Source organism: Nocardioides sp. W7 (assembly GCF_022919075.1).
Taxonomy (GTDB): domain Bacteria; phylum Actinomycetota; class Actinomycetes; order Propionibacteriales; family Nocardioidaceae; genus Nocardioides.
This window is the reverse complement of sequence record NZ_CP095078.1, coordinates 418,773-444,236: the sequence shown is the minus strand read 5'-3', so window position 1 is coordinate 444,236 and position 25,464 is coordinate 418,773. Positions and strand designations below refer to the sequence as shown.

Genomic DNA, 25,464 nt, shown 5'->3' with positions numbered 1-25,464 from the left:
GGCCCAGGAAGCCGGACAGCCCCCCGCGGGAGCGGAAGCCTAGGCGGCCGGGAGGAACACGCGGAACGTGCTCCCCTTGCCGAGCTCGGACTCGACGGCGATGCGGCCGCCGTGGCGCCGGACGATCCGGCTGACGATGGCGAGGCCGAGGCCGGTGCCGGGCTGGGCGACGGCAGCGGGGTTGGAGGAGCGGAAGAACTCGGTGAAGAGCTGGTCCTGGTCCTCGGGGGAGATGCCGAGCCCCTCGTCGGTGCAGACCAGCTCGACCTGGTCGTCGGTGCGGGTGACGGAGACGGAGATGTGGCCGCCCTCGGGGGTGTACTTCAGGGCGTTGCTGACCAGGTTGGACACGACCCGGTCGAGCTCGACCGCGTCGCCGCTGGCCAGCACCTGCTCGGCGCCGGCGAGGACCTCCACGCTCAGCTGGCGTCGCTCGGCCTCGACCGCGGTCAGCTCGACGACGTCCTCGACGATCGTGCGGAGGTCGACGGGGCGGGCGACGACGAGGTTGTCGGGGTCGCCGACCTGGGCGAGCAGCAGCAGGTCGTCGACGACCCGGCCGAGGCGGCGGGCGCCCCGCTCCATCGCGGTCAGCGAGGTCCGGACCGGGCCGGGGAGCCCGTCGACGGACTCGAGGATCTCCAGGTGGCCCAGCACGGAGGTGAGGGGGTTCTTCAGCTCGTGGGAGACGGTCGCGATCAGCTGGCTGCGGTAGGTGTCGAGCTCCTGCAGCTGCTTGACCAGCTGGTGCTCGCGCTCGTAGGCGCGGACGTTGAGGATGGCACCGCCGAGGTCGCGGCCGACGTCGAGGGCGGCGGCCGCCTCGGTCTCGGTCCAGTCGGGTGCGTAGAGCGGGCGGGTCAGCACCAGGTTGCCGAGGCACTCGTGGCCGGCGCCGAGCGGGACGAAGAGGATGGAGCCGACGTCGATGGAGGTCAGGAAGTCGACGATCATGCGCCCCTGCTGCGGGGTGAGGGGGCCGAGCGGCCGACCCTCGGCGATCACCGTGACCTGCTGCTCGGTCCACAGACCCCGGGCGGCGGTCTCGGCGATCGTCACCAGCTCGTCGGGCAGCACGACCACGGTGCCGTCGGCGGAGTAGATGCTGCCCTTGCCGAGGCCGTCCTCGTCGAAGGTCTGGATCCACATGCCGAGGGCGCGGAAGCCCTCGACCAGGGCCGGGCGGGAGGTCTCCAGGATGTGCTCGAGGGACCGCTGGCCCGAGGCCTGGCGCACGATCCGTCGGGCGGTGTCGGCCAGGCGGACCTGGGCGGCGAGCTCCTCGCGCTCCAGGGCGGTGAGTACGGCGCGGGCGGCCTGCTCGGCGTACGCCTCGAGGACCCGACGCTGGTCGGGGCCGGGGCGGCGCCCGTCGGCGGGGAGGTCGATGGAGAGGCTGCCGCGCAGGGTGCCGTCCTGGTCGCGCAGCGGGGCGACCAGGAGGTCCATCGGGTGCCAGGCGTCCGGGACGTCGAGCGGCTCGATGTCGGGCACCCAGCCCCACTCGCCCTCGCCGAGGTCCAGGCGCTCGTGGGGGACGAACTTCAGCATCCCCCAGTCGTCGGCCTTCTCGAGCTCGTTCAGCAGCTTCTCGGTCGGGGTGCGGATCCCCTCCAGCTGGCGGCGGGCGTCCTCGCTGCCCGCGACCGCCATCACCTGCATCTGGCCGTCGTCGCGCACGACACTGATGGCCGCGACACCCCAGCCGGCGATCGCGGTGACCCCCTCGGCGATCAGCTGGAGCGCGTCGTCGCCGGACCCGGAACGGGTGACGACACGTGCCGCTGGTTCAGGGGCTGGCACGAGGCCTCCAGAGGTGCCGGGAAGGGAGCAGGGTCGATGGTACGGCCAACCCTCGGGCGCGGGGAGTGACTCCGGTGACCTTCGACACCGCGAAGCGGGATCTGGGGGGCCGCGTCGGTACAGTAATGGCGTGCCGTACCTCAGCAGCAGTGGCAGCTCACGCAGGGGAGGGGACGGCCGGCTCACCGCCGCCCTCGATCCCCAGGACCAGGGCCCGCAGGACGCCTGCGGCGTCTTCGGTGTGTGGGCGCCGGGGGAGGACGTCGCCAAGCTGACCTACTTCGGGCTCTACGCGCTGCAGCACCGCGGCCAGGAGTCGGCGGGCATCGCGGTCTCCAACGGCCGCCAGATCCTGGTCTACAAGGACATGGGCCTGGTCTCCCAGGTGTTCGACGAGACCACGCTGGCCTCGCTCAACGGCCACCTGGCGATCGGCCACTCGCGCTACTCCACGACCGGCGCGAGCACCTGGCAGAACGCCCAGCCGACCTTCCGCCCGACCGCGGACGGCTCCATCGCGCTCGGTCACAACGGCAACCTGATCAACACCCACGAGCTGTCGCAGATGGTCGAGGAGCTCCCCGGCCCGAAGGACGAGCTCGACCTGCACACGCGGCCGCAGGAGTCCTCCACCAACGACACCGGCCTGGTCACCGCCCTGCTCGCCCACCACCCCGACACCTCGCTGGAGCAGCGGGCGCTCGAGGTGCTGCCGCTGCTGCGTGGCGCGTTCTGCTTCGTGTGGATGAACGAGAACACCCTGTACGCCGCCCGCGACCCCCAAGGCATCCGGCCGCTGGTCCTGGGCCGGCTGGACCGCGGCTGGGTGGTGGCCTCCGAGGACGCCGCCCTCGCCACCATCGGCGCCAGCGTCGTCCGCGAGGTCGAGCCGGGCGAGATGCTCGTCATCGACGAGAACGGCCTGCGCTCCCACAAGTTCGCCGAGCCCGACCGCAAGGGCTGCGTGTTCGAGTACGTCTACCTCGCCCGCCCCGACGCCACCATCAGCGGTCGCAGCGTCCACGAGTCGCGGGTCGAGATGGGCCGCCAGCTGGCCCGCGAGTTCCCGGTCGAGGCCGACCTGGTCATCCCGGTCCCCGAGTCCGGCACGCCGGCCGCGGCCGGGTACGCCGAGGAGTCGGGCATCCCGTTCGGTCAGGGCTTCGTCAAGAACGCCTACGTCGGCCGCACCTTCATCCAGCCGAGCCAGACCCTGCGCCAGCTCGGCATCCGGCTCAAGCTCAACGCGCTGGACCACATGATCCGGGGCAAGCGGATCGTGGTCGTCGACGACTCCATCGTCCGCGGCAACACCCAGCGCGCCCAGGTCCGGATGCTCCGCGAGGCCGGCGCCCTCGAGGTCCACGTGCGCATCTCGAGTCCGCCGGTGAAGTGGCCGTGCTTCTACGGCATCGACTTCGCCACCCGGGCCGAGCTGATCGCCAACGGCCTGACCCCCGCGGAGATCGCCGCCAGTGTCGGCGCCGACAGCCTCGGCTACATCTCCCTCGACGGGATGGTCGACTCGACCCGCCAGCCGAAGGACTCGCTGTGCCGGGCCTGCTTCACCGGCGAGTACCCCGTCGAGCTGCCCGACGAGTCGCTGCTCGGCAAGCACCTCCTCGAGGCCACCTTGAAGTCGCCGACCCACGGTCGCGCGCTGCCCGTGCTCAACAACCCGTGAGACACCCCCGGACGAAGGACAACCCGTGAACCAGGACGCCCCCACCCCCGGGTCCAACGCGTACGCCGAGGCGGGTGTCGACATCCACGCCGCCGACCGGGCGATCGACCTGATGAAGGGCTGGGTCGAGAAGGCCCGCCGCCCCGAGATGATCGGCGGCCTCGGCGGGTTCGCCGGGCTCTTCGACGCCTCGGCCCTGCTCGCCTACAAGCGCCCGCTGCTGGCGACCTCGACCGACGGCGTCGGGACGAAGGTCGCGATCGCCCAGGCGATGGACGTCCACGACACGATCGGCTTCGATTTGGTCGGCATGGTCGTCGACGACCTGGTCGTCTGCGGCGCCGAGCCGCTGTTCATGACCGACTACATCGCCACCGGCAAGGTCGTCCCCGAGCGGATCGCGGCCATCGTCAAGGGGATCGCCGAGGCCTGTGTCGAGGCCGGCTGCGCGCTGGTCGGCGGCGAGACCGCCGAGCACCCCGGCCTGCTGGCCCCCGACGAGTACGACGTCGCCGGCGCGACCACCGGCGTGGTCGAGGCGGACCGGCTGCTCGGCCCCGGCCGGGTCCGACCGGGCGACGTGGTGGTGGCGATGGCGGCCAGCGGGCTGCACTCCAACGGCTACTCCCTGGTGCGCCACGTGCTGCTCGAGAAGGCCGGCTGGGCCCTGGACCGCAACGTCCCGGAGCTGGGCGGCTCGCTGGGCGAGGAGCTGCTGACGCCGACCCGGATCTACGCCAAGGCCTGCCTGGCGCTCGCCGACCGGACGGCGACCCACGCGATGTCGCACATCACCGGAGGCGGCCTCGCGGCCAACCTGGAGCGGGTGCTGCCGGTCGAGCTGACCGCGACCCTGGACCGCACCACCTGGACGCCTCAGCCGATCTTCGACCTGGTCCGCCAGGTCGGCAACGTCTCGCAGCCCGACCTCGAGATGACGCTCAACTGCGGGGTGGGGATGGTCGCGATGATGCCGGCCGAGGACGTCGACGCCGCGGTTGCGCTGCTCGACGGGTTCGGGATCCGGGCCTGGGCGGCCGGCGAGGTGAGCGTCTCCGACACCGACGGAGGCCGGGTCCGGCTCATCGGTCAACACTCCGGTTGGTGATTTCCGTCCGGTCGCGCGGCGATTCGGGAGGCTCGGTGTGCGGGAACAGCCAGCGAGCAGGTAGCGTTCCCCCCACGAGCAAATCTTCAGGACCAGCCCGGGAGCCACTGTGCCCCGGCCAACGTGCGAGGGGGCTGACCCTATGGGGCGCGGCCGAGCGAAGGCAAAGCAGACGAAGGTCGCACGCGACCTGAAGTACCGCACTCACGAGACGGACTTCGGGAAGTTGGCGCAGGAGCTGCACGGCGGTGAGAACCACGCCGAATCCGACCCGGTGGACCCTGAGGTCCTCGAGAAGTGGTCGGACTACTCAGAACCCCAGCGCGACTGACTCGCACCCGTCGAGGCGGTCCGCGCGAGCGGACCGCCTCGCGGTGGGAGTCAGCTGATCCAGATCCCTCGCAACCGGCCCACGTCGCGCATCCGCGCCTCGGCGAGCCGGTCGGCGGCGAGGGCAGGAGACACGCTGTCGCGGACGGCGAGCGCGAGCACGTCGCGGGTCGTGTCGTAGATGCGGCTGGCGCGCTGCTGGGCACGGTCGAACCGGAAGCCGGCAGGATCGAGCTCGTCGGCGACCTGGATGAGGCCGCCGGCGTTCACGCAGTAGTCGGGCGCGTAGAGGATCCCGCGGTCGGCGAGCGACTTCTCGATCCCCGGGTGGGCGAGCTGGTTGTTCGCCGCGCCGCAGACGACGCGGGCCGTGAGCGCTTCGACCACCTCGTCGGTGAGCGCACCGCCGAGCGCGCACGGCGCGTACACGTCGAGGGGGCCCGCGACCAGGGCCTGCGTCGACGAGGCGACCCGGACACCGGGGTGCTCCTCGAGCACCCGGTCGAGCGCGGGCTGCCAGGTGTCGGTGACGACGACGTCCGCCCCCTCCTCGACCAGGTGGCCCACCAGGTGCCGACCGACCTTGCCGACGCCCGCCACCCCGATCGTGCGGCCGGCCAGCGAGGTGCTGCCCCAGGCGGCCTCGGCCGCGGCGCGCATGCCTTCGAAGACGCCGTACGCCGTCAGCACGGAGCTGTCGCCCGCCCCGCCGTGTGCCGTCGTACGACCGGTGACGAAGGCGCACTCGCGGGCGATGTGGTCCATGTCGTCGCTGTCGGTCCCGACGTCGCAGGCCGTGCGGTAGCGCCCACCGAGGGACCGCACGAACCGGCCGTACGCGCGCAGCAGCGCCTCGGACTTCAGGGTGCGCGGGTCGCCGATGATGACGGCCTTGCCGCCGCCGAGGTCGAGCCCGGCGAGCGCGGCCTTGTAGGACATCCCGCGGGAGAGGTCCAGGACGTCGCGGAGGGCGGCGTCGGTCGACGGATACGGGTGGAAGCGGGTGCCGCCGAGGGCCGGCCCGAGGGCCGTCGAGTGGATCGCGACGATCGCTCGCAGGCCGCTGGCCGGGTCGTTCGCGAAGACGACCTGCTCGTGCTCGGGGCCGAGCTCGAAGGGGTCACTGGAGGGAACGGTCATGGTGGTGTCCGCCTGTTCGGTTGTGGCCACGAGGTGGTGTGGCGTGGGCTGGCCCGCAGGGGTGGCGCGGGTCACAACCAGGTTAGGACATGCTCGTCGGAGCTCAGCGGAGGGCCGCGGTGACGGCGTACGCCGCGGCGAACGCGCCGCCCAGGACAAGCAGCAGGAGCAGGATGAACGCCGGGGTCAGCGCCCCGGTCGGCCGCGGCTCGGGCGCCGGCGGTTCGGTGATCCGGGTCGGCGGGGTCGGCTCCTCGACGGCGGCGCGGAGCGCGTCGACGAAGGACGGGATGTCGGGCCAGCGGTCCTCCGGGTCCGGCTGGAGGGCCCGCAGCAGCACGGCGTCGATGGCCGGGGACGCCTCGACGAGCGAGGACGGGGGCTCCGGGAGGGTCGCGTCCAGGAGCTCGCTGAGGGTGGTGCTGCGCGCCGGCCGCCCGGTGAGCAGCTGGTAGGCGACCGCGCCGAGCGCGTGCACGTCGGCCCGCCGGTCGATGCCGATGCCGCTCACCTGCTCCGGCGCCATGTACGCCGGCGTGCCGACCACCTGGGTGAGGCCGCTGGCGTGCAGCATCGCCTTCGCGACCCCGAGGTCGGCCACCAGCACCCGGTCACCGCCACTCCCGCCGCTGCGCAGCAGCAGGTTCTGCGGCTTCACGTCGCGGTGCACGATGCCCAGCTCGTGCAGCACGGCCAGCCCCGCGCCGGCCTGGGCCACCAGGTCGGCGACTCGGCCCGCGGGGAGCGGCCGGCCGGCCTCCGTCAGGGTCGCCAGGGTGCCGCGGTCGGCGTAGGTCATCACGAAGTACGGCGTCGCGTCGACCTCGCCGACGTCGTACACGCGGACGATGTGGTCGGAGTCGGCACGGCGCAGGATGCGCGCCTCCTCCAGGAACCGCTCGCGGACGTCGAGGCGCTGCGCCCAGTTGTCAGCGAGCGCCTTCACGGCGACGTCGGAGTCCAGCTCGGTGTCGCGGTAGAGCCAGACCGTCGCGAACCCGCCGGCCCCGATCCGCTCGACCCGCTCCAGGCGGCCGAGACGCTCGGGGAGGGACACGGTGGGTATTGTGCCGCAGGCCAGTGGACAACCGGACGACTCTCGGAGGTCGACACGTGAGCGAGGCCCTCGGAGCCGACGAGCTCGACGAGCTCGCGCTGCGGGCCGCCGGCGGTGACCGCGCCGCGCTGGAGGAGCTGCTGGCCCAGGTGCAGCCGCGGGTCCGGCGTACCTGCGGGCGGATGCTGCTCTACCCCGAGGACGCCGAGGAGGCGACCCAGGACGCGCTGCTGCTCGTGGCGACGAAGATCGGTCAGTTCGGCGGGCGCAGCCGGTTCACCACCTGGCTGCACGCGGTCGCGTCCAACAGTGCGCGCTCGACGTACCGCACGCTGCGGCGGCGGGCCGCCGAGCGGCTCAGCGACGAGCTCCCCACCGCGCCCGACCCGCGCACCACGAGCGTGATCGCCGGCAGCCGCCTCGACCTGCTGGACGCGCTCGACGTCGTCGGCAGCTCCCACCCGGAGCTCATCGAGCCCCTGGTGCTGCGCGACGTGCAGGAGCTGGAGTACGCCGAGATCGCGGCGCTGCTCGACATCCCGCTCGGCACCGTGAAGTCGCGCATCCACGCCGCCCGCACCGCCGTCCGCCCCCTCCTCGCCGTCACCGACTAACGGTCGAGTCGTGTCCCCTGACCGTTGAGTCGTGTCCCCTGACGGTTGAGTCGGCGGCGGGCCCGGAACTCCGGACTCAACCGTCAGGGGACACGACTCAACGGGTGGAGCGCATCAGGATGACGTCGCCGTGGGTGCCGTAGCCGGCGATCCGGCCGCCGTACCCCTGGCCGTTGAACGCGATCATCAGCCAGCCGTCGTCGACGGGGACGACGCTCGGCCAGGGGAGGTTCGTGGGGTACGGCGCGTCGAGGCGGCCGGTCTGGGTGAGGGAGAGGTCGTAGACGGGGTACTCGCCACGGCGGTCGCTCGCCAGCACCTGCCAGGCGCCCGAGACCGGGTCGCGGTGCAGCGTGGTCCCCTCGCACGCTCGGCGCGACTCGTCGGCGCCGAGCAGCCGCAGCTCGTCGAGGGTCGGCCCGCCGGCCAGGACCGGGTGGAAGCGGAAGTAGCGGCGGGCGCTGACGTACCCGACCAGCCAGCCGTCGTCGATGCGGACCAGGTGCGGGTCCCAGACCGCGACCGAGGTGAGCCCGTCGGTGGGCAGCGCCAGCACCTCGGTGTCGAGGACGTGCACCCCCGTCGACAGGTCGGCCGTCGACGACGCCAGCAGCACCCGCACCGGGCGCGACTTGTCGAAGTCGCCCCAGCTGCTGGTGGCGACCAGCCAGCGGCCCTCGTCGCGGACCAGGTGCGTGGCGTGGTCGCCGAACACGCCGGGGGCGTCGGGCCGGCGGAAGAACAGGTCGGCACGGTGCGCCAGCTCCAGGGTGTCCGGGTCGAGCGACCACACCGAGGTGTGCGCGGTCGCGAAGAAGCCCGGCCCCGCGCTGGTGGCGGTCAGCAGCAGCACCCGGCCGAGGCGGTACGGCGAGCCGTCGGCGTGGGTCACCAGCCGCAGGTCGCGCAGCCCCAGCTGTCCGAACCGGCCCGCGGTGCCGCCGGTGGCGCTCAGCCCGGCCAGCCACTCCTCGTCACGCGTGTCGACCCGGCCCTCCAGGTCGACCCGGGCGCGGGCGACCCAGCGGTCGTCCTCCCGGGTGAGCAGCGTCGCCTGGGTGCCGGTCAGCGTCAGGCCCAGTGCGTCGACGGGGGCGGTCGCTCGGCCGTGTCGCCGGGCGCGGTGTCGGGTCGGGCGTCGCGCTCCGGTGTCCACGCTGAGCCAGCCGCGGCCGTCGTACCCGGCGGTGATCTGGACCGCGCCACTGGTGAGGGTGAGCGGGCCATCGGTTCCGGTGACGGCGGCGTACGGCGCGGGCGGCAGGTCGCCGGGCAGCACCAGGTCGACCGGTCGGCGCCGGGCGACGACCTCGAACCGGGTCGTGAGCAGGCTCAAGACGTCGCGTTCCGGAGCGCCGTGACGGCTCGGCCGACCTCGCGGTGCAGCTCGGCCATCAGCGGCTCGGTCCGGTCGGTGCGGCCGGCCTCGGCGTGCACCTCCAGGGCGGCCGCGGCGGCGGCGACGAGGGGGAGGCCGAGGTTGAGCGCGCTGCCCTTCACCAGGTGGGAGGAGGTGAAGACCCGGTTGGCGTCGCCGGCCTCGATCGCCTCCTGGATGGCGCGCACCTGCTCGTCGATGCGGCCGATGAAGGAGGCGGCCGTGCGATCGAAGAAGCTGACGCCGTCCTTGCGGAGCTCGTCGAGCATCCGGACCCGGGCGGGGTCGAGGACCATCCCCGAGGCAGGAGCCGCGGCTGCCGCGGCTGCCGGGGCGGTCACGGCGGTCGCGGGCAGCGGCTGCGGCTCGACCTGCGGGCCGGTCCAGCGACGCAGCACCCGCTCGAGCGCGCTGGCGTCGACGGGCTTGGTGAGGAAGTCGTCCATGCCGGCGGCCAGGCAGCGCTCGCGCTCGCCCTCCAGCGCCGAGGCGGTCATCGCGATGATGGGGACCCGGCCGCCGTCGGGCTCGGCGGCCCGGATGGCGCGGGTCGCGTCGAAGCCGTCCATGCGCGGCAGCCGGCAGTCCATGAGCACGGCGTCGAAGCCGTGCGGGTGGGCCAGCTGCGAGGTGGCCTCCACGCCGTCGGAGGCCACGACGACGGAGGCGCCGAGGTGCTCCAGCAGGCCGGTGGCGACCAGCTGGTTGACCGGGTTGTCCTCGACCACGAGCACCCGGATGTCGAGCGTCGGCGCGCTCGTCGACGGCTGGGATCCGGGTCCGTCGGGCACCTCGGCGGCGAGGGTCGAGACCAGGGCGTCGTACAGCTCGGAGTGCTGAACGGGCTTGCTCAGCGAGCCGTCGGCGCCGCACTCCGCCGCGGCGCGGCGTCCGACGTGGTGGTCGGAGGAGAGCAGCAGCAACCGGAGGTCTTCGAGGTCGGCGTCGGCGCGGATCCGGCGGGTCAGCTCGAGACCGCCGGTGCCGGGCATCATCACGTCGAGGATCGCCAGGGCGTAGGGGCGGTTGCTGCGCAGGCCTTCGCGCAGCGTCGCGAACGCCTCGTCGGACGAGGCGACGGCGACCGGCTCCAGCCCCCAGGCCCGGAGCTGCTCGGTGAGGACGAACCGGTTGGTCTCGTTGTCGTCGACCACCAGCACCCGCCCGCCGCGGGGCAGCTCGGGGGTGCCCCGGTGCCCCAGGGGCACGTGGTGGGGGTGGCCGAAGCGGGCCGTGAAGGAGAACGTGCTGCCCAGGGCGGGCCTGCTCCGGACCTCGATGCGGCCCCCGAGCGCCTCGACGAGCTGCTGGGAGATGGCCAGCCCGAGCCCGGTGCCGCCGTGCCGCCGGGTCGTGGACAGGTCGGCCTGCGTGAAGGCGTCGAACAGCGTCGGGACCGCCTCGGGGGCGATCCCGACCCCGGTGTCGATGACCTCGACCCGCAGCACCACGTCGTCGTCGGTCGAGGACGCCACCGTCGCCTGGATGACGACCTCGCCCCGGGCGGTGAACTTCACGGCGTTGGAGCCGAGGTTGGTGATCACCTGGCCGAACCGGGTGACGTCGCCACGCAGGAACGCGGGTACGTCGGGGTGGCAGGCCACGACGAGCTCGAGGCCCTTCTCGTGGGCCGGTCCACCGAGGGCGCCCGCGATCCGGTCGAAGACGTCGCGGACGGCGAAGTCGGCCTCCTCGAGCTCCAGCTTCCCGGCCTCGATCTTGGAGAGGTCGAGGATGTCGTTGATGATCGCCAGCAGGTTCAGCCCGGCGCTCTGGAGACCGTCGGCGAGCCGACGCTGGTGGTGGTCGAGATCGGTCCGCAGCAACAGCTCGTTGAGCCCGATCACGCCGTTCATCGGAGTCCGGATCTCGTGGCTCATGGTCGCCAGGAACTCCGACTTCAACCGGGACGCCTCCATGGCCTGGTCGCGTGCCTCGGCCAGCTCGGCGGCGCTGTTCTCCCGCTCGGCGACCATGGACATCTGAGCGGCGATCTGGGCCATCAGCTCGTGGGAGTTCTCGTCGGGGGGCACCTCGTCGGCCAGCAGCACGATCACTGCGGCGACCACGGTGCCGACGGCGACGGGGAGGGCGATCAGGCTGTGGGTCTCGGCGTCGCGCTCGGGAGCACCGACCACGACCCGGCCCTCGCGGCGGGCGGCGGCGACCAGGTCGAGGTCGCGCGGGACCCGGGACTCGTCGTACACGGCGACCGGGGCGAGGTTGTCGTCGCTCGCGGCGTAGAGGGCGACGACCCGCCAGCCGGGTGCGTTGGCGGGCAGTCCGACCGCGGCCAGGCCGACGGCCTCGACCAGCGTGCCGGCGCGGTTCGCGACCTCGGCCATCTGCTGCAGCAGGTGCAGCCGACGGGTCGCCGCACTCGCGTGCTCGCCGGCGGTCTTGAGATCGGTGATGTCCTGGACGGTGCCGCTCATCCGGACCGCTGTCCCGTCGGGCGCCCGCTCGACGATCCCGAGACCCCGGATCCAGCGCTGCTCGCCGCTCGGCAGCATCCGGCGGCCGGTCCAGGCGAAGTCGTCGTCGCCACCGTCGATCGCCTCGGCGACCACTCGGCGGACCTGGTCGCGGTCGTCGGGGTGGATGGCCTCCAGGAAGGTCGCCCGGGTCACGGCGAAGATGGCGGGGTCGAGGTCGAAGATCCGGTACAGCTGGTCGGACCAGGTCGCGACATCGGCACCGAGATCGAGGTCCCAGCTGCCGAGCCGGGCGATCTCCTGGGCGTGGGCGAGCTGCTGCTCGCGCAGCTGCAGGGTCGCGACCAGGGCCCGCCGGTCGGTGTGCGGCGTGACCCGGTGCAGCCAGCCCAGCAGCCGGCCGTCGTCGTCGCGCACGGCGCTGTGGCTGGCCAGGGCCCAGACGACGGTGCCGTCCGGGCGGCGGAAGGAGGTCTCGACGTTCTCGAGCACGTCGCCGGTGGACTCCAGGTGCTGCATGCGCCGGGCCAGCTCGGCGCTGCCCTCGTCGTCGAGGACGGCGTCGATGGTGCGCCCGACGAGCTCCTCGGGCGTGCGGGTGACGAACGCCGCCATCCGGTCGTTCGCGTAGATGGTCCGGCCGGCGGGGTCGACGAGCCACAGCCCGTCGCTACTGGCCTCGACCATCCGCAGGAACAGGTCGGGGGATCCGTGCATCCACGCCTCCTCTGCCACCCATTGTCCACGCCATCGGGACGCGACGAGTGGGTTCTCCCGGTCTGGACAGGTGGCCTCCCGGGTTCCCCGGGTGGCGACGGGCGCGGGCCCGGCGGGAGGATGCCGTCGTGACCCTCAGCGCGCAGCAGCACCAGCAGCACCGGCAGTACGTCGACGAGCTCGCGCGCGCCACCTCGGTCGAGGCCCTGGTCGCGGTCGTCCGGACCGCCGCGCGCCGGAGGCTGGACGCCGACGGCGCGACGTTCGTGCTGCGCGACGGTGACCAGTGCTTCTACGCCGACGAGGACGCCATCACCCCGCTGTGGAAGGGGCAGCGATTCTCGATGGACCACTGCATCAGCGGGTGGGCGATGCGCCACGGTGCCCAGGCGTCGGTGCCCGACATCCGGCGGGACGCCCGGATCCCGCTGAACGCCTACTTGCCGACCTTCGTGCGGAGCCTGGCGATGACGCCGGTCGGGGTGCCGCCGGTGGGAGCGCTCGGCGTGTACTGGGCGGTCAACCACCAGCCCACGCCGGCGGAGCTGGACCTGCTGAACACGCTGGTCGCCGGAGCCTGGGACGCCATGCAGCGGCTCGCGCCGGTCGACGCCGACTGGCCTCGGCTCGTCACGGCGCGATGACAGGCGGAGGCTCGTGTCCGACCGACCGCTGAACCTGCGGCCCAGCACCCGTCCGACCCTGGTCCGGTGGCTGGTCTGGGTCACCGTGTCCGGGTGTGCGCTGGTGCTGCTCGGCGCACCGGTGTGGTTCTTCATGCACGGCGCGGCCACCGGCTGGCAGCAGGAGCACCGGGTGACCGCGACGGTCGGGCCCGACGCGGAGTGTCGCACCGGCCCGCCGCCCGGCTCGCCGCGCACCTGCGAGGCGAGCTGGCCCGGTGGCTCGGGCGACGTCAGCGACCGGTACGGCGGCCCGCGGCCCGAGCCCGGCGAGCAGGTGCGGGCGAGGGTCGTCGGGGACGACCTGGCCCTGACCGGCTACCGCCCGATCCTGCTGCGCTGGGCGCTGGCGGCGCCGTACCTCACGGGCGCGGGGCTGGTGCTCGGTCTCGGCGCGGGCGCCGTCCTGGTCCGGCTCGACCCCCGGTGGTGGGGTCGGCGCACCGATCTGGGCTAGGCGACTCCTGGTGTCGCGGGTTGGAAGTTGTTGACCGGTTGGCGTGCTCAGAGTGGGTGGCTCGCCAGGCGCCGGCGCGACGTCGTACTCGTTCGTCCTGCGAGCGTCGGCAACGCCGCGAGGTGCGTGCTCTGGGTGCGCGAAGCGCACAAGAACTTCTGACCCGCGGCACTAGGACGGCCTCTTGACGCGGCTCGTCCCGGGAGGCAGCGTGCCGCCATGCGACGCCCTCCGCACGAGAACGTGGCGACCGTCCTGGTCGACCCGGTCGTGCTGCGCGAGCTCGAGGTGCACCTGATGGGCCTGGACCTGCGGCTGTGGCCGATCGCGACCGCCCCGGTCTACGAGGACGGGCCCCGAGCGGCGTTCCAGATCCGCCGGCGGCTGCTGATGTCCCGCCGTGGCGCCTGGGACGACGCGGCCGCGTGGACGCCGGTGTGGATCGCCTTCGGCGACACCTGGTACGACGGAGCCGAGCCGCTGCCCTGGTCGGCCCACGAGACGCTCTGGCAGACCCTCGAGCTGTACGCCGGGCACGTGCGCTACCGGCTCGGACTCGGCGGCATCCCGCGCCTCGACATCCCGCGCGAGCAAACGGTCTGAGGCCGACCCGTCACTTTCTCGGTGCTTTTCGCGGCGTGTCGCGGCCGGATTGACGGGTCGGTGAGCGGACGCCGTACGGCGCTCATCGAACCGTCAATGCTGCGACGACACACCGCAGAAACCGCCGAGAAAGTGACGGGTCGCGCTCAGGGTCAGCGGCTCAGGCTTGGGTCAGCGTGGTGGTCGTTCCCAGGGGGTCGACGGCCAGCAGCGAGCGGGCCGAGCGGAGCAGCTCCCGGGTGATCGTGGCCGGCCGCGCGTCGTGCTCGGCCGCGGCCTGCTCCGAGGCCCAGCTCATGACGGCACCGGCACCCGGGGCGGGTCGCACCCAGCCGCCGGACAGCTCGACCAGGAGCGGGCCGGCGGTGCTGGTGCAGAGCTCGTCGCGGTGGTTCCACCACAGCCCGACCGCAGAGCCGGCCTCGGCGAGGTGCCGCGCCGCGAGGCTCGCCTCGAGGGACGAGATAGTCGGCAGCCCGGCGAGCGCCGACTCGGACGACCACGCCCAGGGCAGGTCGATCGCGTCCGCGACGGCGGAGGTCGCCGCCGGCGACGGCAGGGGTGTGACCCGGGTCCAGGGCGCGCCGTACCCCCGCCGCCCGGCGTCGTACGGCGCGCCACCGCTCACCTCGACCGTGGCGCCGACCGAGCCCGGCTCCAGCGCCGTCCAGGGCACCTCGTCCCACCGGATCCCGAGCACGTCGAACGTCCGCCGGGCCTGGTCGCGCTCGAACGCGACAGCGTCGGGGACGACGGGCAGGACCACCCGGTAGCCACCGCCGAGGAAGGACGTGGCCGCGGCGGCCCAGTCGGCCTCCGCGACCTCGACGCTGTCGCACCAGGACCGGCTCGAGAGACCGGTCACGCAGGCACCACCGTCACGGCCATGAAGCGGCCGCACGGCCGCTGGGCGCGGTCGGAGAAGAACGTGTCGGTGCTGGTGCGGGTGTCGACGGCCATCCGGTGCACGGTGCCGACGCCGAGGTCGGCGAGCTGCCGCTCGACCGCCCCGCCGACGTCGAGGTAGCGGTGCCCGGGCCGGCTGGCCTTCGTGAAGCCCGGCAGTACGGCGTCGAGCGCGTCGGCCTCGGTGTCGCCGACCTCGTAGCTGTCGTAGCCGACGCACGGGCCGACGCCCGCGACCAGGGCGGCCGGGTCGCTGCCGAACTCCGACCGCAGCCGCGCGACGGTCGCCGCCAGCACCCCGCGGACGACGCCCGGCCGACCCGCGTGGGCGGCCCCGACCGCGCGGTGCTCGGGGTCCCAGAACAGCACCGGGGCGCAGTCGGCGACCAGGATCGCCAGCGCGACCCCGGGCACGTCGGTGACCAGGGCGTCCGTGGCCGGGAAGGCGGTCCGGGACGACACGAGCCCGACGTGCCCGAGTCCCGCGAGCTCCGCGGTCACGACCGCGCAGGTCGCGCCGTGCTGCTGGTCGGCGACGGTGAGCGCGGGCACCCCGAGGGCCGCGGCCACCAGGTCCCGGTTGCGACGCACCGCCGCGGGGTCGTCCCCGACGTGGTCGCCGAGGTTGAGGCTGGCGTACACGCCGCCGCTGGTGCCGCCGTCCCGGGTGGTGACGACCGCGCGCACGTGGGCGCCGTCGTACGGGAACGGACGCATCATCACGCCAGCGCCCGCATCGCCGCGGTGAACACCTCGGCCCGCTCGGCGTAGTCGCGGAAGACGCCGAAGCTCGGCGCCGCCGGAGACAGCAGTACGACGCCGTCGGGCTTCGCCCAGGCGTGCCCGGCCCCGACGGCCTCGGCCAGGTCGACGCACTCGCGGACCCACACCGTCGGCGCCGCCGCGCGGATCGTGGCCGCGATCCGGGGGCCGTTGTCGGGCAGGGTCAGCACCAGCACCCGGTCGCCGAACGCGGCCAGCCCCTCGGCGAGCGGCGTGTAGTCGATCCCGCGGTCCTGGCCGCCGACCAGCAGCGCGACCCGGCGGCCGGGGAAGGAGTCCACCGCCGCGAGCGTCGGCAGCGTGTTGGTGCTCAGGCTGTCGTCGACGAACTCCACGTCGCCGACCCGGCCCACCCGGGTGAGCCGGCTCGGCAGCGGCTCGTACGCCGGCGCGGCCGCCGCGAGCGCGGCCTCGTCGTCGGCGCCCGGCACCCCGAGCGCGACCAGGACCTCGCGGGCGAGCAGCGCGTTGCGCAGGTTGTGCCGGCCGATGAGCCCCAGCCCGGAAGCCCAGCCGGCGTCGTTCTCGACCACGCGCTGGACGTGCGGGCCGAGCAGGTCGGCGTACCGCTCCAGCTCGGGATCGGCCGCCGGCGCGACGACGGTCTCGACGCCGGGCCGGGTGCACAGCGAGAGCTTGTCGCGGACGTAGGTGTCGTAGCCGTGGTGCCAGGTCAGGTGGTCCTGGCTGAGCGAGGTGACGGCGACGACCCGCGGGCCGGCCGTCACGTCGTGGGCCTGGTAGCTCGACGTCTCGATCAGGTACAGGTCGGCCGGCGCGACGTCCGGCTCCCACGGCGCCCGGCCGATGTTGCCGCCGACGAACACGTCCTGCCCGAGGCCGCGGGCCAGGGCGCCGGCGATCGCGGTCGCGGTGCTCTTGCCCTTGGTGCCGGTCAGGCAGGCGACCCGGTCGCGCGGGGCGTCCTCCAGCCACAGGCCGAGGCCGCCCGCGAGCTGTACGCCGGCCGCGGCGAGGGTGGTCGCGGGCTCGTCGTACGGGCTGATGCCGGGGCTCTTGACCACGACGTCGCAGGCCAGCAGCCGGTCCAGGCCGCCCTCGTCGAGTGCGAGCACCTGCTGGCCCACCGCCGAGCCGGCGGCCCGATCCACGACGGCGTACGGCGCGACGCCGTCGGCCGCCAGCCGGCGCAGGCTGGCCGAGCCCTCGACGCCGACCCCCCAGACGCCGACCCGCAGGCCGGTCAGGCCGGACCAGCCGGTCACCGGCGGCTCATCGGGTGTCGTCCGCCGGGAGGAAGTGCGGACCCTGCCGGCGGAGGAGCGCCTCCGGCGTGGGGACCGGCTTGCCGGCCGCCTCGAGGGTGGCGACGTGCGCGGCGAGCGCGGCGAGCAGCGGGGTGTCGGTCCGGTCGGGTCGCGCGACCGCGAGGGTGACCGCCGTACGGCACTCGCCCTCGTCGCCGACGCACTCCAGCGGCTTGTCGAGCCCCGGCTGGCCCAGCAGTGACTCGAAGACCGGCGCGAGGGTCTCGTCGCGCAGCGGCTCCGCGCCGCGGAAGATCGCGTCCAGCTCCGCCGGGGAGAGGTACGGGCTGAGGATCAGGTCGATGAAGCAGCACTTGTCGCAGCGGCCGCACCAGGTCGCGTGCCGGCTGTCGGCGTCGACGAAGAAGGCCTTGTTGCAGCTGCGGAAGACCGGGTGGTAATCGGTCAGCTCGGCGAACCGCTCGGCCACCCACAGCTCGCTGTAGGGCCGCAGTGCGGAGTAGTAGTCGACGCCCGTGACGTTCTCGGCGAGCACCTCGCGGAAGGCCCGCTCGAAGTCGAGGCCCTTGCTCCACTGGTGGTTGACCGGGACGCCGTTGGCGACCAGGTCGGTCGGCTCGCTCGCGGAGTGCTCGTTCGACATCACGACCCGGTCGTGGCCGTGGGCGACCGCGCAGAGCACCGCCGCGGCCGACAGCACGCCGGTCACGGGCACGTGGCCGTTGAGGTAGCCGCGCTCCTTCGACGCCAGCACCTTCGGGTCGAGGTGGCGGCGTACCCGGCGAACCGGGAGGCCGGTGATCGCGGCGCTGTCCTCGATCGGCTCGAAGGGCACGTCGGAGGTGTTGGCGACGAACAGGGCGGCCCCCTCGCGGGTCGAGGTGGCGCCGTCGACCACGACGATCGAGTCGATGCCGCCGCCGAACGGCACCAGCGGGCCCCGTCGTACGTCGGCCGCGGCCGGCGCGGGCGTGCGCGGCGCGGCCTCGATCCGCAGGTCGCTGATGTCGACCCCGCTGCGGTAGGAGAACTCCGCCAGGCCGTGCAGGTGGAAGTCGCGCAGGAAGTCGGCCTCGAGCGGGCTGAGCCCGTCGGCCGGACCGACGACCAGCGGCGGGGCGCCGGTCTTGTAGTAGGAGATCCCGGCCAGCAGGAAGACCACCCGGGCCGCCCCCTGGGCGGCCGGCGACGTGAAGTCGGCGCCGTCACCTGCCTCGAAGGCGAACCGCTCGGTGAAGGTCTCGTCGTCGAGCGCGTAGGTGCAGGTCAGCTCACCGTCGGCCGTCAGCTCGAACCGCTCGTAGGAGAAGACCTGGCCCCGCTGCCTCGCCACTTCACTCACCGGCCCAGCCTACCGAGCCGCCGGGGAGCCGACGGCCACCGCTGATGCCTACTCGGCGAGAGGGTCAGCGCTGCTCGGTTGCGCACCACCACGTGGTACGTCCGCCGACGGTGCCGCGGACCATCTCGGCGCCGCAGCGGGGGCAGCGCCCGCCCGGGCGCCGGTGCTCGATGATCTCGCCGGTGTGGACGCCGCCGTACCGGACGGCGCTGCGGATCGCGGCCCGCAGCTCGCGCCGCAGGAGGTCGAGGTCCTCGGTGGTCAGAGTGTCGACGGTGCGGCGCGGATCGAGCGCGCTGCGCCACAGGGTCTCGTCGGCCAGCAGGTTCCCGACCCCGGCCAGCGCGGACTGGTCGAGGAGCCGGGCCTTCAGCGGTGCCCGGCCGCGACCGACGCGGCGCCGGAACTCCGCGCGGTCGATCTCCTCGGCGTCGGGGCCGAGCGCGTCGAGGTCGGGGTCGAGGCGGACCCGGCCGAGCCGCCTCTTGTCGTGCAGGCGCAGCGCGCCGCCGTCCTCGAAGTGGAGCGTGAAGCGGTACCAGGCCGTCGCGCCGGGCCGCGTGGGGCCGTCGCCCCAGTAGTCCCCGCCCGCGTCGGGCTCGGCGTCCGTCCCGGCCGGCGGCGTGACGACGATCCGCCCGGCCATCCCGAGGTGCAGGCCGAGGAGCGGTCCGCCGTCGGTCTCGCACCACATCGACTTGCCGCGCCGGCGGGCGGCCACCAGCCGGTGTCCCACCAGGGCGGACCGGATCTCTCCCGGTGCGTGCGGTCGGCACACGAAGCTGTCGCTGTCGTCGACGTCCGCGACGATCCGGCCCAGGGCGGAGCGCTCGATCGCGGCGCGCGCGGTCTCGACCTCGGGCAGCTCGGGCATGCCCTACACGTGGCCCGAGAGCTGGGCCATCCGCGCCTCGAGGCGGGCCAGGTAGGCGTCGCGGGTCGCGCGGTCGACCCCGCTGGCCTCCTCCAGGTGGCTGCACGCGGGCAGTACGTCGACCGACAGCTTCGCGGCACCGGCCAGCGCGCGCAGCTCGTCGACGCGGTTCCCGAACGGGGTGCCGCTGCCGGGGGAGTAGGACCGGACCACCTCGTCGATCGAGTCGGCGTACAGGTCGGCCTTGGTCACCACGATCACCAGCCAGGTCGGGCGCTCCCGGCGTACCGCCATCGAGGCGATCCGGTGCGCGGTGACCGTCCAGTCCTCCAGCTCGCGGGCGAGCTGCTGCTCGCGGTCGACGAGCGCGCTGCCGGTGGTGCCGGCCGGTCGGCGCCCGGTCGCCAGCCCGTTGGCGACGACGTGCAGTACGCCGTCGACCGGGTCGTCGTGGAAGACCTCGTCGAGCGCGCCGAGCCGGGTGGCGGCGTTCTCGCCGGGCACCACGCGGAAGCGGAAGCCCCGGAGGCGGCGGTCGCGGCGGACCCGGCGCTCCATCACCGCCGAGCCCGACTCGACGGTGGCGCCCGTGTCGGGTCGCCCGCACAGATGGTCGACCAGCTCGGTCTTGCCGACGCCGGTCATGCCGGTGACCGCGACGGTCGGGTAGCGGTGCTGCCACAGGCCCACCAAGCGGTCGCGGCCGCGCTGCACCGGTCGGGTGAGGGAGCGGGGTGGGCGGAGCTCGGGCACGGGACCTCCGGTGGTCCGTCAGGGGCGGGCAGCCCTGACGGTACCCAGGGGGCTTCGACCGGGTGTCCGAGGGAGCGCACCCGGTCGGGCCCGGCCCGGCGAGCCGGGTAGCGTGGGCCCGCGACAAAGGAGGACGGCATGCTCGCGCCCTGGGCGGTCGAGATCACGGATCGGGTCGATCTGGAGGCGCTCCGCGAGCGCGTCGTGCACAGCGACGTCGAGGCGGCCTTCCCCGACCGGGCCGGCACCGAGCCGTTCATCTCCACCCTCCGCGCCAGCGTCGAGGAGAACCTGTCCCTGCTCCGCGCGGTGCTGAACGGCTCGCTCCTCCTCGAGGACGTGCAGCTGCACCAGCCGCTGGTGCTCGGGGCGCTCCAGGCGCAGCTGCGGATCCCGCAGGCGGCGATGCAGCGCTCCTACCGGGTCGGGTTCACGGTCATGTGGGAGGAGTGGACGACGGCACTCGTGGAGCGGGCCCCGGCGGAGGCGGACCCCGACCTGTCCAGCCAGGTCGTCGAGCTGACCCGCCTGATCCTGGCCTACCAGGACCACGTGGCCATCCAGGTCGCCGACCGGCTGAGCGCCGAGGAGCAGGCGCTCAACATGTCCCGGGCGCACGTGCGCCACCGGTTGATCGAGGACGTGCTGGCCAATCCGCACACCCTCCTGTCGCCGGCGGACCTCACGACGATCGGCTACTCCCTCGACCTGCACCACCTCGCGGTGCTGCTGCCGGCGATGGCGGAGGGGGCGGCCAGCCGGTTCGCGGTCGGGATGGCGGACGCCGCCGGCACCCGGCACTCGCTCACCCTGCCCCGGGAGCTGAGCGCCAGCGTGGTCTGGCTCGGTCGGGCGACGGCCTGGACGACGGCGGCGCGCCAGGCGGTCCGCGCCTGCCTGGAGGCGGTCGGTACGACGGCGACGCTCGGCGAGCCGGGCCGGGGGATCGACGGCTTCCGCGAGAGCCTGGCGCAGGCCGAGGAGGCCGAGGTCATCCGCAGGGCGGCGGGTGCCTCGCTGGTCTCCCCGGTGCTCGAGCATGCCGAGGTAGGCCTGGAGATCCTGCTGATGCGCGACCGGCAGCGGGCCGTCCGGTTCGTCCGCGACGAGCTGGGGGCGCTGGCGGGGGACACGCAGGAGGCCGCCCGGCTGCGGGAGACGCTCGAGACGTCGTACCGGCTGGGCAGCCACGTGGCGACCGCGGCACACCTGCACGTGCACGAGCACACGGTCCGCAACCGGCTGCGCAAGGTCGAGGAGGTGCTGGCGCACCCCCTGACCCAGCGCAGCACCGAGGTGCAGGTGGCGCTACGCCTCGCGCGTCTGCTGTGAGCCGCGGACCAGCTCCTCGAAGACGGCGGCGGTGTCGAGGTCGCCTCGGCCGTCCTCCAGCATCGTCCGGTACAGCCGCGCGCACTCGGTGAGCAGCGGCACCGGGGAGTCGAGCCGCGTGGCGTGCTCCTCGATGATGTCGAGGTCCTTGACGAAGTTGTCGACCCGCATCGTGGCGGTGTACTCGCCCCGGGCCATCAGGGGTCCGCGCACCTGCAGCATCCGGGAGCTGCCGGCCCCGTCGCTCACGGCGTCGATCACGGTCGGCAGGTCCAGCCCGGCCCGGGCGGCCAGCAGCAGCGCCTCGGCCGCGGCCACGTTGTGGATCGCGACGAGATGGTTGGCCACCAGCTTCATCCTGGTCCCGTTGCCGAGCCGACCCAGCTGGTACTGGGCCCGGGTGAAGGTGCCGATGACGGGCAGCGCGGCGCTGCAGTCCTCGGGGGACCCGCTGACGTAGGCGATGAGGTCCCGGGTGGCGGCCTGCTGGCTGGTCCCGGACAGCGGCGCGTCGACCATGCCGAGTCCGGCGGCGGCCAGGGTCGCGGCGGCTCGTTCCTTGTCCTCGACCGAGAGGGTGCTGGTCTCGATGACCCCACCCGGCACGAGCCGGTCACCCGCCACGACCTCGGCGACCACGGCGTGCAGCGCGCTCGCGGTCGGCAGGGAGGTGACGATCCACCGGCTCCGGCCCGCGAGGCCGGCGATGTCGGTGACCGCCTCCGCGCCGCGAGCGACGAGCGTCGAGACCCGGGCCGGGTCGAGGTCGTGGACGAGCACCTCCAGCCCGGCCTCCAGCGCGTGCCGGCTGAGCTGGGAGCCCATGGCGCCCAGCCCCACGAAGCCGACGGTCCCGGTCGGGGTCAGCACGGGTGGGCCCGGACGTGGTCGGCGATGGCGGCGGCGGCCTGTTGAGGCAGCTCGAGCAGGCTCGCGTGGTGCCCGCCGCGCAGCCAGGTGACGCCCGTGCCGGGCGCGAGCCGCTCGGCCAGCAGGGCGCTGCCGGTCAGGAACGGCGGCGCGTCCTGGTCCCCGCACAGCACGAGCGTCGGAGCCTCGATCGCGTCGAGGGCGGCCGAGGTGTCCGCATCTCGCAGCCCCAGGCAGGCCCGGGCGTACGACGCGGGGTCGGTCGCCAGCACCTGCTCGCGGCACTGGTCCTCGAGCTGCGCGGAGCGGTCCGGGTCGGCGCCGTACCAGGTCGTGAGCGTCGCGCCCAGGATCGACCCGGTGCCGTGGGCCCGGACGTCCTGGGCCCGCTGGGCCCACATGTCCCGCATCGGCGGGGGATAGCTCACCAGGGTGTCGGCGAGGACCAGGTGCGAGACCAGTGCAGGATGCGTGCTCGCGAGGTGCTGGGCGACCAGCCCGCCGAGCGAGACGCCGACGAGCACCGCGGGGCCGCCGAGGGTCGACGCGAGCGCCACCGCCAGCCCCTCCGCCACCTCGGGCAGCGTGGGACAGGCCTCGGTCGGGTTCACGTCGGCGGTCCAGGCCTCGAGCTCGAGCCGGCCGGGCAGCTGGCCGACCAGCTGGTCGAGCAGCGGGCCGAAGAACCGGGCGTCCGCACCGAGCGGAGGCAGCAGGACGAGCGGGGGCCCGGAGCCCTCGCGCTGGCGGAGGAGCACGCTCACTCGCCGATCGCGCCGTTGATCCGGGGCATGACCTCGGTGGCCATCAGCTCCATCGAGCGCCGCCCCAGTCGCTCGTCGGCCCAGTCGAGCCCGGCGTACACCAGCTCACCGAACGGGCCGGTCTCCTCCCGGAACGCGAGCAGCTTCTCGGCGACCTCGTCGGCGGTCCCGGCCACGACCAGCCTGTCGAGCACGTAGTCGAGCGTGATCTCGTCGTCGGGCTGGTCGCGGTGGGTCTTGAACAGCTCGACCCGCCCGAGCTTCTTCATCTTGGTCAGCATCTGCTGGTAGTAGAAGCGGTAGGGGCTGCCCTCGTCGGCCCCGGCGTAGCGGCGGGCGGTCGCGCTGTCGTCGGCCACGAAGATGGTCCGGGCCACCCGCCAGTCCGCGACCTCGGCGACCTGGCCGACCGACTCCTTGCCCTGGACGTAGTTGCCCCAGTGCGTCGCCACCCACTGCGGCAGCAGGAAGTTCGCCGAGAGCGGGTGGAAGTCCCGGGCCCCCATTGCGATGACCCCCTTGGAGAAGGGGGCCACGACCGTGCCGACGATCTCGGGGCGCGGCTGCTGGAGGGGCCTGCCGACCATGCCGACGCCGAGGTTCTCGTCGTACGTCGTGCGGGTGGTCACCGGCCAGCGACTGCCCTCGCCGCCGATGTCGTACGGCGGCTCCTCCGACCACAGGGAGGTGATGACGTCGATCGCCTCGGCGAACATCGCGTTGCGGTCCTGGTCCAGGAGCCCGAGCAGCTCGGCGTCCGAGGACAGGGCACCCGGGCTGACGCCGAGGATGAACCGCCCGCCGCTCAGGTGGTCGAACATGGCGGAGTTCACCGCGACCAGCGCGGGGTGGGTGTGGGAGAGGTTGGTGGTCCCCGTGGCCAGGCGGATCTGCTCGGTGGCGGGGATCAGGGTGGCCAGGAACAACAGGGCGTTGGTGATGTTCTCGTGCCGGTCCGTCAGGTGCTCGCCGATGAAGGCGTCGTGGTAGCCGAGCCGGTCGGCCAGGATCACCGCCTCGCGGTCCTCCCGCAGCGTGTCGGTCCAGGTCCGACCGGCCGGGTGGAGGGGCATGGCGAAGTAGCCGAGTCTCACGAGGGGGGCTCCTAGGTACGACGGGGCCGGCGGACGGCCCGCCAACGGGATCCATCCGACGCCACGGACCGGGAGGCTCGCACTGGCGGCGACCAGCATGGGCGTCGGGCGGGATTCACAGGATCCGTGACACCCCCGGCAACACGCCTGTTACCTGCCCGACCTCTTCACGGGATCTGCTAGCGCGGACCGGCGAGATTCTCGGATCACGCCAGTGCTCTCGGCGCGCCCTCTGACTTCACTGCTGTCACTGCACTCGGTGTTCTGCTGCGTGCCCGCCGTGATCGAACCCAGGAGAGCGATGACGACCGACACCCACGGGCTGCCACCGTCGCCCGCGCCACCCGCGCCCAGCCAGATCGACTCGGAGGGGTTCCGCGCCGTCGCGGGGCACCTGGCCAGCGGCGTGGCGGTGATCACCACCGAGGCCGGCGGCACCCGCTTCGGGATGACGGCCAGCTCGGTCACCTCGCTGTCGCTCGATCCGCCGCTGATGCTCGTCTGCCTCCACTCCGCGATGCCCACGGCGCAGGCCGTGGCGCAGGCCGGGGCGTACGCCGTCAACGTCCTCGACCGTCAGTCGGCGCACCTCGCCCACCGGTTCGCGAGTGCGCAGGACGACAAGTTCGCGGGCGTGGCGACCAGCCCCGGCGCGACCACGGCCCCCACGCTCGACGGCGCACTCGCGCACATCGAGTGCGAGGTGGTCGAGGAGATCACGGGCGGGACGCACACCATCTTCATCGGCCGCGTCGTCGGGGCGACCGCGCGCGACGGTGAGCCGCTCACCTACTTCCGGGGTGGCTTCGGCCGCTTCGAGCTGGAGCGGGACGAGCGGGTCTACCTCACCCTGCGCACCCACCTCGTCCAGCGCCGGTGGGAGGCGGACAGCGCCCTCGACGTCGACCAGGTGGCGTTCGAGCTCGCGCTGGCCCGGTCCAGCTGCTTCTACGCGATGACCCGACTGAGCGCCGAGGGCATGCTGCGGCGCGAGCAGGGACGGGGCTACGTCGTGGTGCCCTTCGACCTCGCCGACTCCGACCAGGCCTTCGATGCCCGGAGCGCGATCGAGGTCGGCGCCCTCCACCTCGTCGCCCTGCCGCTCGCGCCGGCGACCCAGCGCGAGCTGCACTCGCTCTTCGACGTCATGGCACGGTTCCTCGTCGAGGACCGCTTCGTGGACTTCGACGGCTACCTCGACGCCAACTACGCCTTCCACCGGGCCCTGGTCGCGCTGGCCGGCTCGGCCGCGCTCTCCGCCGCCTTCGAGCAGATCGGCCTGCGCTCGGTCATGGCGTCCAGCTTCGGCGCCACCCCGGGGACGTCCCAGCGGTTCGTCGAGGTGCAGCGCGAGATCCTGCAGGCCCTCGACGCCGGTGACCGCGAGGGCGCCCAGGGCGGCGTACTGACCTACACCGCCCTGGCGAAGCAACGCGCCCGGGAGATCCTCGAGCGCACCGGCGGGGTCCTCTGACCCTGGCCGACGGCACCCCCCCGCTCCAGCCGAC

Annotated in this window: 23 protein-coding genes; 9 read left to right on the top strand and 14 right to left on the bottom strand. The window is 73.6% G+C overall.

Annotated features, from left to right (window positions below; translation table 11 throughout):
- Window positions 1–39: 39 nt before the first annotated feature.
- Window positions 40–1,803 carry a GAF domain-containing sensor histidine kinase gene (locus tag MUB56_RS02180; RefSeq protein WP_244930278.1) on the bottom strand — a complete coding sequence of 588 codons (1,764 nt, stop codon included), beginning with the start codon at window positions 1,801–1,803 and terminating at the stop codon, window positions 40–42.
- Between the two features lie 130 nt (window positions 1,804–1,933).
- Here MUB56_RS02180 and purF point away from each other — a divergent pair, with 130 nt between their 5' ends.
- The 3 genes from purF to MUB56_RS02165 all read left to right on the top strand — a co-directional run bounded on the left by purF (window position 1,934) and on the right by MUB56_RS02165 (window position 4,926).
- Window positions 1,934–3,487: an amidophosphoribosyltransferase gene (purF, locus tag MUB56_RS02175; protein ID WP_244930277.1), complete on the top strand. Its 1,554-nt coding sequence runs from the start codon at window positions 1,934–1,936 to the stop codon at window positions 3,485–3,487.
- 25 nt (window positions 3,488–3,512) lie between these two features.
- The gene (purM, locus tag MUB56_RS02170; protein WP_244930276.1) at window positions 3,513–4,595 is read left to right on the top strand and encodes a phosphoribosylformylglycinamidine cyclo-ligase; all 1,083 of its coding nucleotides are present in this window, start codon (window positions 3,513–3,515) and stop codon (window positions 4,593–4,595) included.
- 142 nt (window positions 4,596–4,737) lie between these two features.
- The gene (locus MUB56_RS02165) at window positions 4,738–4,926 is read left to right on the top strand and encodes a DUF3073 domain-containing protein (RefSeq protein WP_244930275.1); all 189 of its coding nucleotides are present in this window, start codon (window positions 4,738–4,740) and stop codon (window positions 4,924–4,926) included.
- Window positions 4,927–4,976: 50 nt separating this feature from the next.
- On the opposite strand, the gene MUB56_RS02160 is transcribed toward MUB56_RS02165, so the two are convergent.
- On the bottom strand, window positions 4,977–6,065 hold the full coding sequence (locus tag MUB56_RS02160; protein ID WP_244930274.1) for a Glu/Leu/Phe/Val dehydrogenase dimerization domain-containing protein: 1,089 nt from the start codon (window positions 6,063–6,065) through the stop codon (window positions 4,977–4,979).
- Between the two features lie 103 nt (window positions 6,066–6,168).
- Window positions 6,169–7,122, bottom strand: a complete 954-nt coding sequence (locus tag MUB56_RS02155; RefSeq protein WP_244930273.1) for a serine/threonine-protein kinase — start codon at window positions 7,120–7,122, stop codon at window positions 6,169–6,171.
- 56 nt (window positions 7,123–7,178) lie between these two features.
- Between MUB56_RS02155 and MUB56_RS02150 the strand changes: the two genes are divergently transcribed.
- Complete coding sequence (locus tag MUB56_RS02150) at window positions 7,179–7,736, top strand: sigma-70 family RNA polymerase sigma factor (RefSeq protein WP_244930272.1); 558 nt, start codon at window positions 7,179–7,181, stop codon at window positions 7,734–7,736.
- Between the two features lie 97 nt (window positions 7,737–7,833).
- On the opposite strand, the gene MUB56_RS02145 is transcribed toward MUB56_RS02150, so the two are convergent.
- Together MUB56_RS02145 and MUB56_RS02140 are read right to left on the bottom strand one after the other, a co-directional pair.
- Entirely contained in the window at window positions 7,834–9,072 is a 1,239-nt protein-coding gene (locus MUB56_RS02145) for a hypothetical protein (protein WP_244930271.1), read from the bottom strand.
- Window positions 9,069–12,266: a response regulator gene (locus tag MUB56_RS02140; protein WP_244930270.1), complete on the bottom strand. Its 3,198-nt coding sequence runs from the start codon at window positions 12,264–12,266 to the stop codon at window positions 9,069–9,071. The genes MUB56_RS02145 and MUB56_RS02140 overlap by 4 nt, the downstream gene beginning before the upstream one ends.
- A 128-nt stretch (window positions 12,267–12,394) precedes the next feature.
- On the opposite strand from MUB56_RS02140, the gene MUB56_RS02135 reads away from it, so the two are divergent.
- From MUB56_RS02135 to MUB56_RS02125, 3 genes are all read left to right on the top strand, one after another.
- Window positions 12,395–12,910 carry a GAF domain-containing protein gene (locus MUB56_RS02135; protein WP_244930269.1) on the top strand — a complete coding sequence of 172 codons (516 nt, stop codon included), beginning with the start codon at window positions 12,395–12,397 and terminating at the stop codon, window positions 12,908–12,910.
- A gap of 13 nt (window positions 12,911–12,923) precedes the next feature.
- Complete coding sequence (locus MUB56_RS02130; RefSeq protein WP_244930268.1) at window positions 12,924–13,406, top strand: hypothetical protein; 483 nt, start codon at window positions 12,924–12,926, stop codon at window positions 13,404–13,406.
- Window positions 13,407–13,625: 219 nt separating this feature from the next.
- Window positions 13,626–14,009 carry a hypothetical protein gene (locus MUB56_RS02125; RefSeq protein ID WP_244930267.1) on the top strand — a complete coding sequence of 128 codons (384 nt, stop codon included), beginning with the start codon at window positions 13,626–13,628 and terminating at the stop codon, window positions 14,007–14,009.
- 160 nt (window positions 14,010–14,169) lie between these two features.
- Here MUB56_RS02125 and MUB56_RS02120 read toward each other — a convergent pair whose 3' ends face one another.
- From MUB56_RS02120 to MUB56_RS02095, 6 genes are all read right to left on the bottom strand, one after another.
- Window positions 14,170–14,874, bottom strand: a complete 705-nt coding sequence (locus tag MUB56_RS02120) for a hypothetical protein (RefSeq protein WP_244930266.1) — start codon at window positions 14,872–14,874, stop codon at window positions 14,170–14,172.
- Window positions 14,871–15,635: a polyphenol oxidase family protein gene (locus MUB56_RS02115; RefSeq protein ID WP_244930265.1), complete on the bottom strand. Its 765-nt coding sequence runs from the start codon at window positions 15,633–15,635 to the stop codon at window positions 14,871–14,873. Before MUB56_RS02115 ends, MUB56_RS02120 begins: the two co-directional genes overlap by 4 nt.
- Window positions 15,635–16,924, bottom strand: coding sequence for a UDP-N-acetylmuramoyl-L-alanine--D-glutamate ligase (gene murD / locus MUB56_RS02110; protein ID WP_244930264.1), 1,290 nt, complete (start codon window positions 16,922–16,924; stop codon window positions 15,635–15,637). The genes MUB56_RS02115 and murD overlap by 1 nt, the downstream gene beginning before the upstream one ends.
- 7 nt (window positions 16,925–16,931) lie before the next feature.
- Window positions 16,932–18,269, bottom strand: a complete 1,338-nt coding sequence (locus MUB56_RS02105; protein WP_244930263.1) for a hypothetical protein — start codon at window positions 18,267–18,269, stop codon at window positions 16,932–16,934.
- 64 nt (window positions 18,270–18,333) lie between these two features.
- The gene (locus MUB56_RS02100) at window positions 18,334–19,143 is read right to left on the bottom strand and encodes a DNA-formamidopyrimidine glycosylase family protein (RefSeq protein WP_244930262.1); all 810 of its coding nucleotides are present in this window, start codon (window positions 19,141–19,143) and stop codon (window positions 18,334–18,336) included.
- 3 nt (window positions 19,144–19,146) lie between these two features.
- Window positions 19,147–19,896 (bottom strand): hypothetical protein, encoded by a 750-nt coding sequence (locus MUB56_RS02095; protein ID WP_244930261.1) that lies wholly within the window; start codon window positions 19,894–19,896, stop codon window positions 19,147–19,149.
- Between the two features lie 138 nt (window positions 19,897–20,034).
- Here MUB56_RS02095 and MUB56_RS02090 point away from each other — a divergent pair, with 138 nt between their 5' ends.
- A complete protein-coding gene (locus MUB56_RS02090; RefSeq protein ID WP_244930260.1) occupies window positions 20,035–21,228 on the top strand; it encodes a helix-turn-helix domain-containing protein in 1,194 nt (397 codons plus the stop codon).
- Here the strand turns inward: MUB56_RS02090 and MUB56_RS02085 are convergent.
- The 3 genes from MUB56_RS02085 to MUB56_RS02075 are packed head-to-tail and all read right to left on the bottom strand — an operon-like array spanning window position 21,205 to window position 23,956.
- A complete protein-coding gene (locus MUB56_RS02085; protein ID WP_244930259.1) occupies window positions 21,205–22,098 on the bottom strand; it encodes an NAD(P)-dependent oxidoreductase in 894 nt (297 codons plus the stop codon). The two genes, MUB56_RS02090 and MUB56_RS02085, sit on opposite strands and share 24 nt — an antisense overlap.
- Window positions 22,092–22,862 carry an alpha/beta hydrolase gene (locus MUB56_RS02080; RefSeq protein WP_244930258.1) on the bottom strand — a complete coding sequence of 257 codons (771 nt, stop codon included), beginning with the start codon at window positions 22,860–22,862 and terminating at the stop codon, window positions 22,092–22,094. Before MUB56_RS02080 ends, MUB56_RS02085 begins: the two co-directional genes overlap by 7 nt.
- Window positions 22,859–23,956 (bottom strand): LLM class flavin-dependent oxidoreductase, encoded by a 1,098-nt coding sequence (locus MUB56_RS02075; protein ID WP_244930257.1) that lies wholly within the window; start codon window positions 23,954–23,956, stop codon window positions 22,859–22,861. Before MUB56_RS02075 ends, MUB56_RS02080 begins: the two co-directional genes overlap by 4 nt.
- A 301-nt stretch (window positions 23,957–24,257) precedes the next feature.
- Between MUB56_RS02075 and MUB56_RS02070 the strand changes: the two genes are divergently transcribed.
- Entirely contained in the window at window positions 24,258–25,430 is a 1,173-nt protein-coding gene (locus tag MUB56_RS02070; protein ID WP_244930256.1) for a flavin reductase, read from the top strand.
- The last annotated feature ends 34 nt before the right edge of the window (window positions 25,431–25,464 follow it).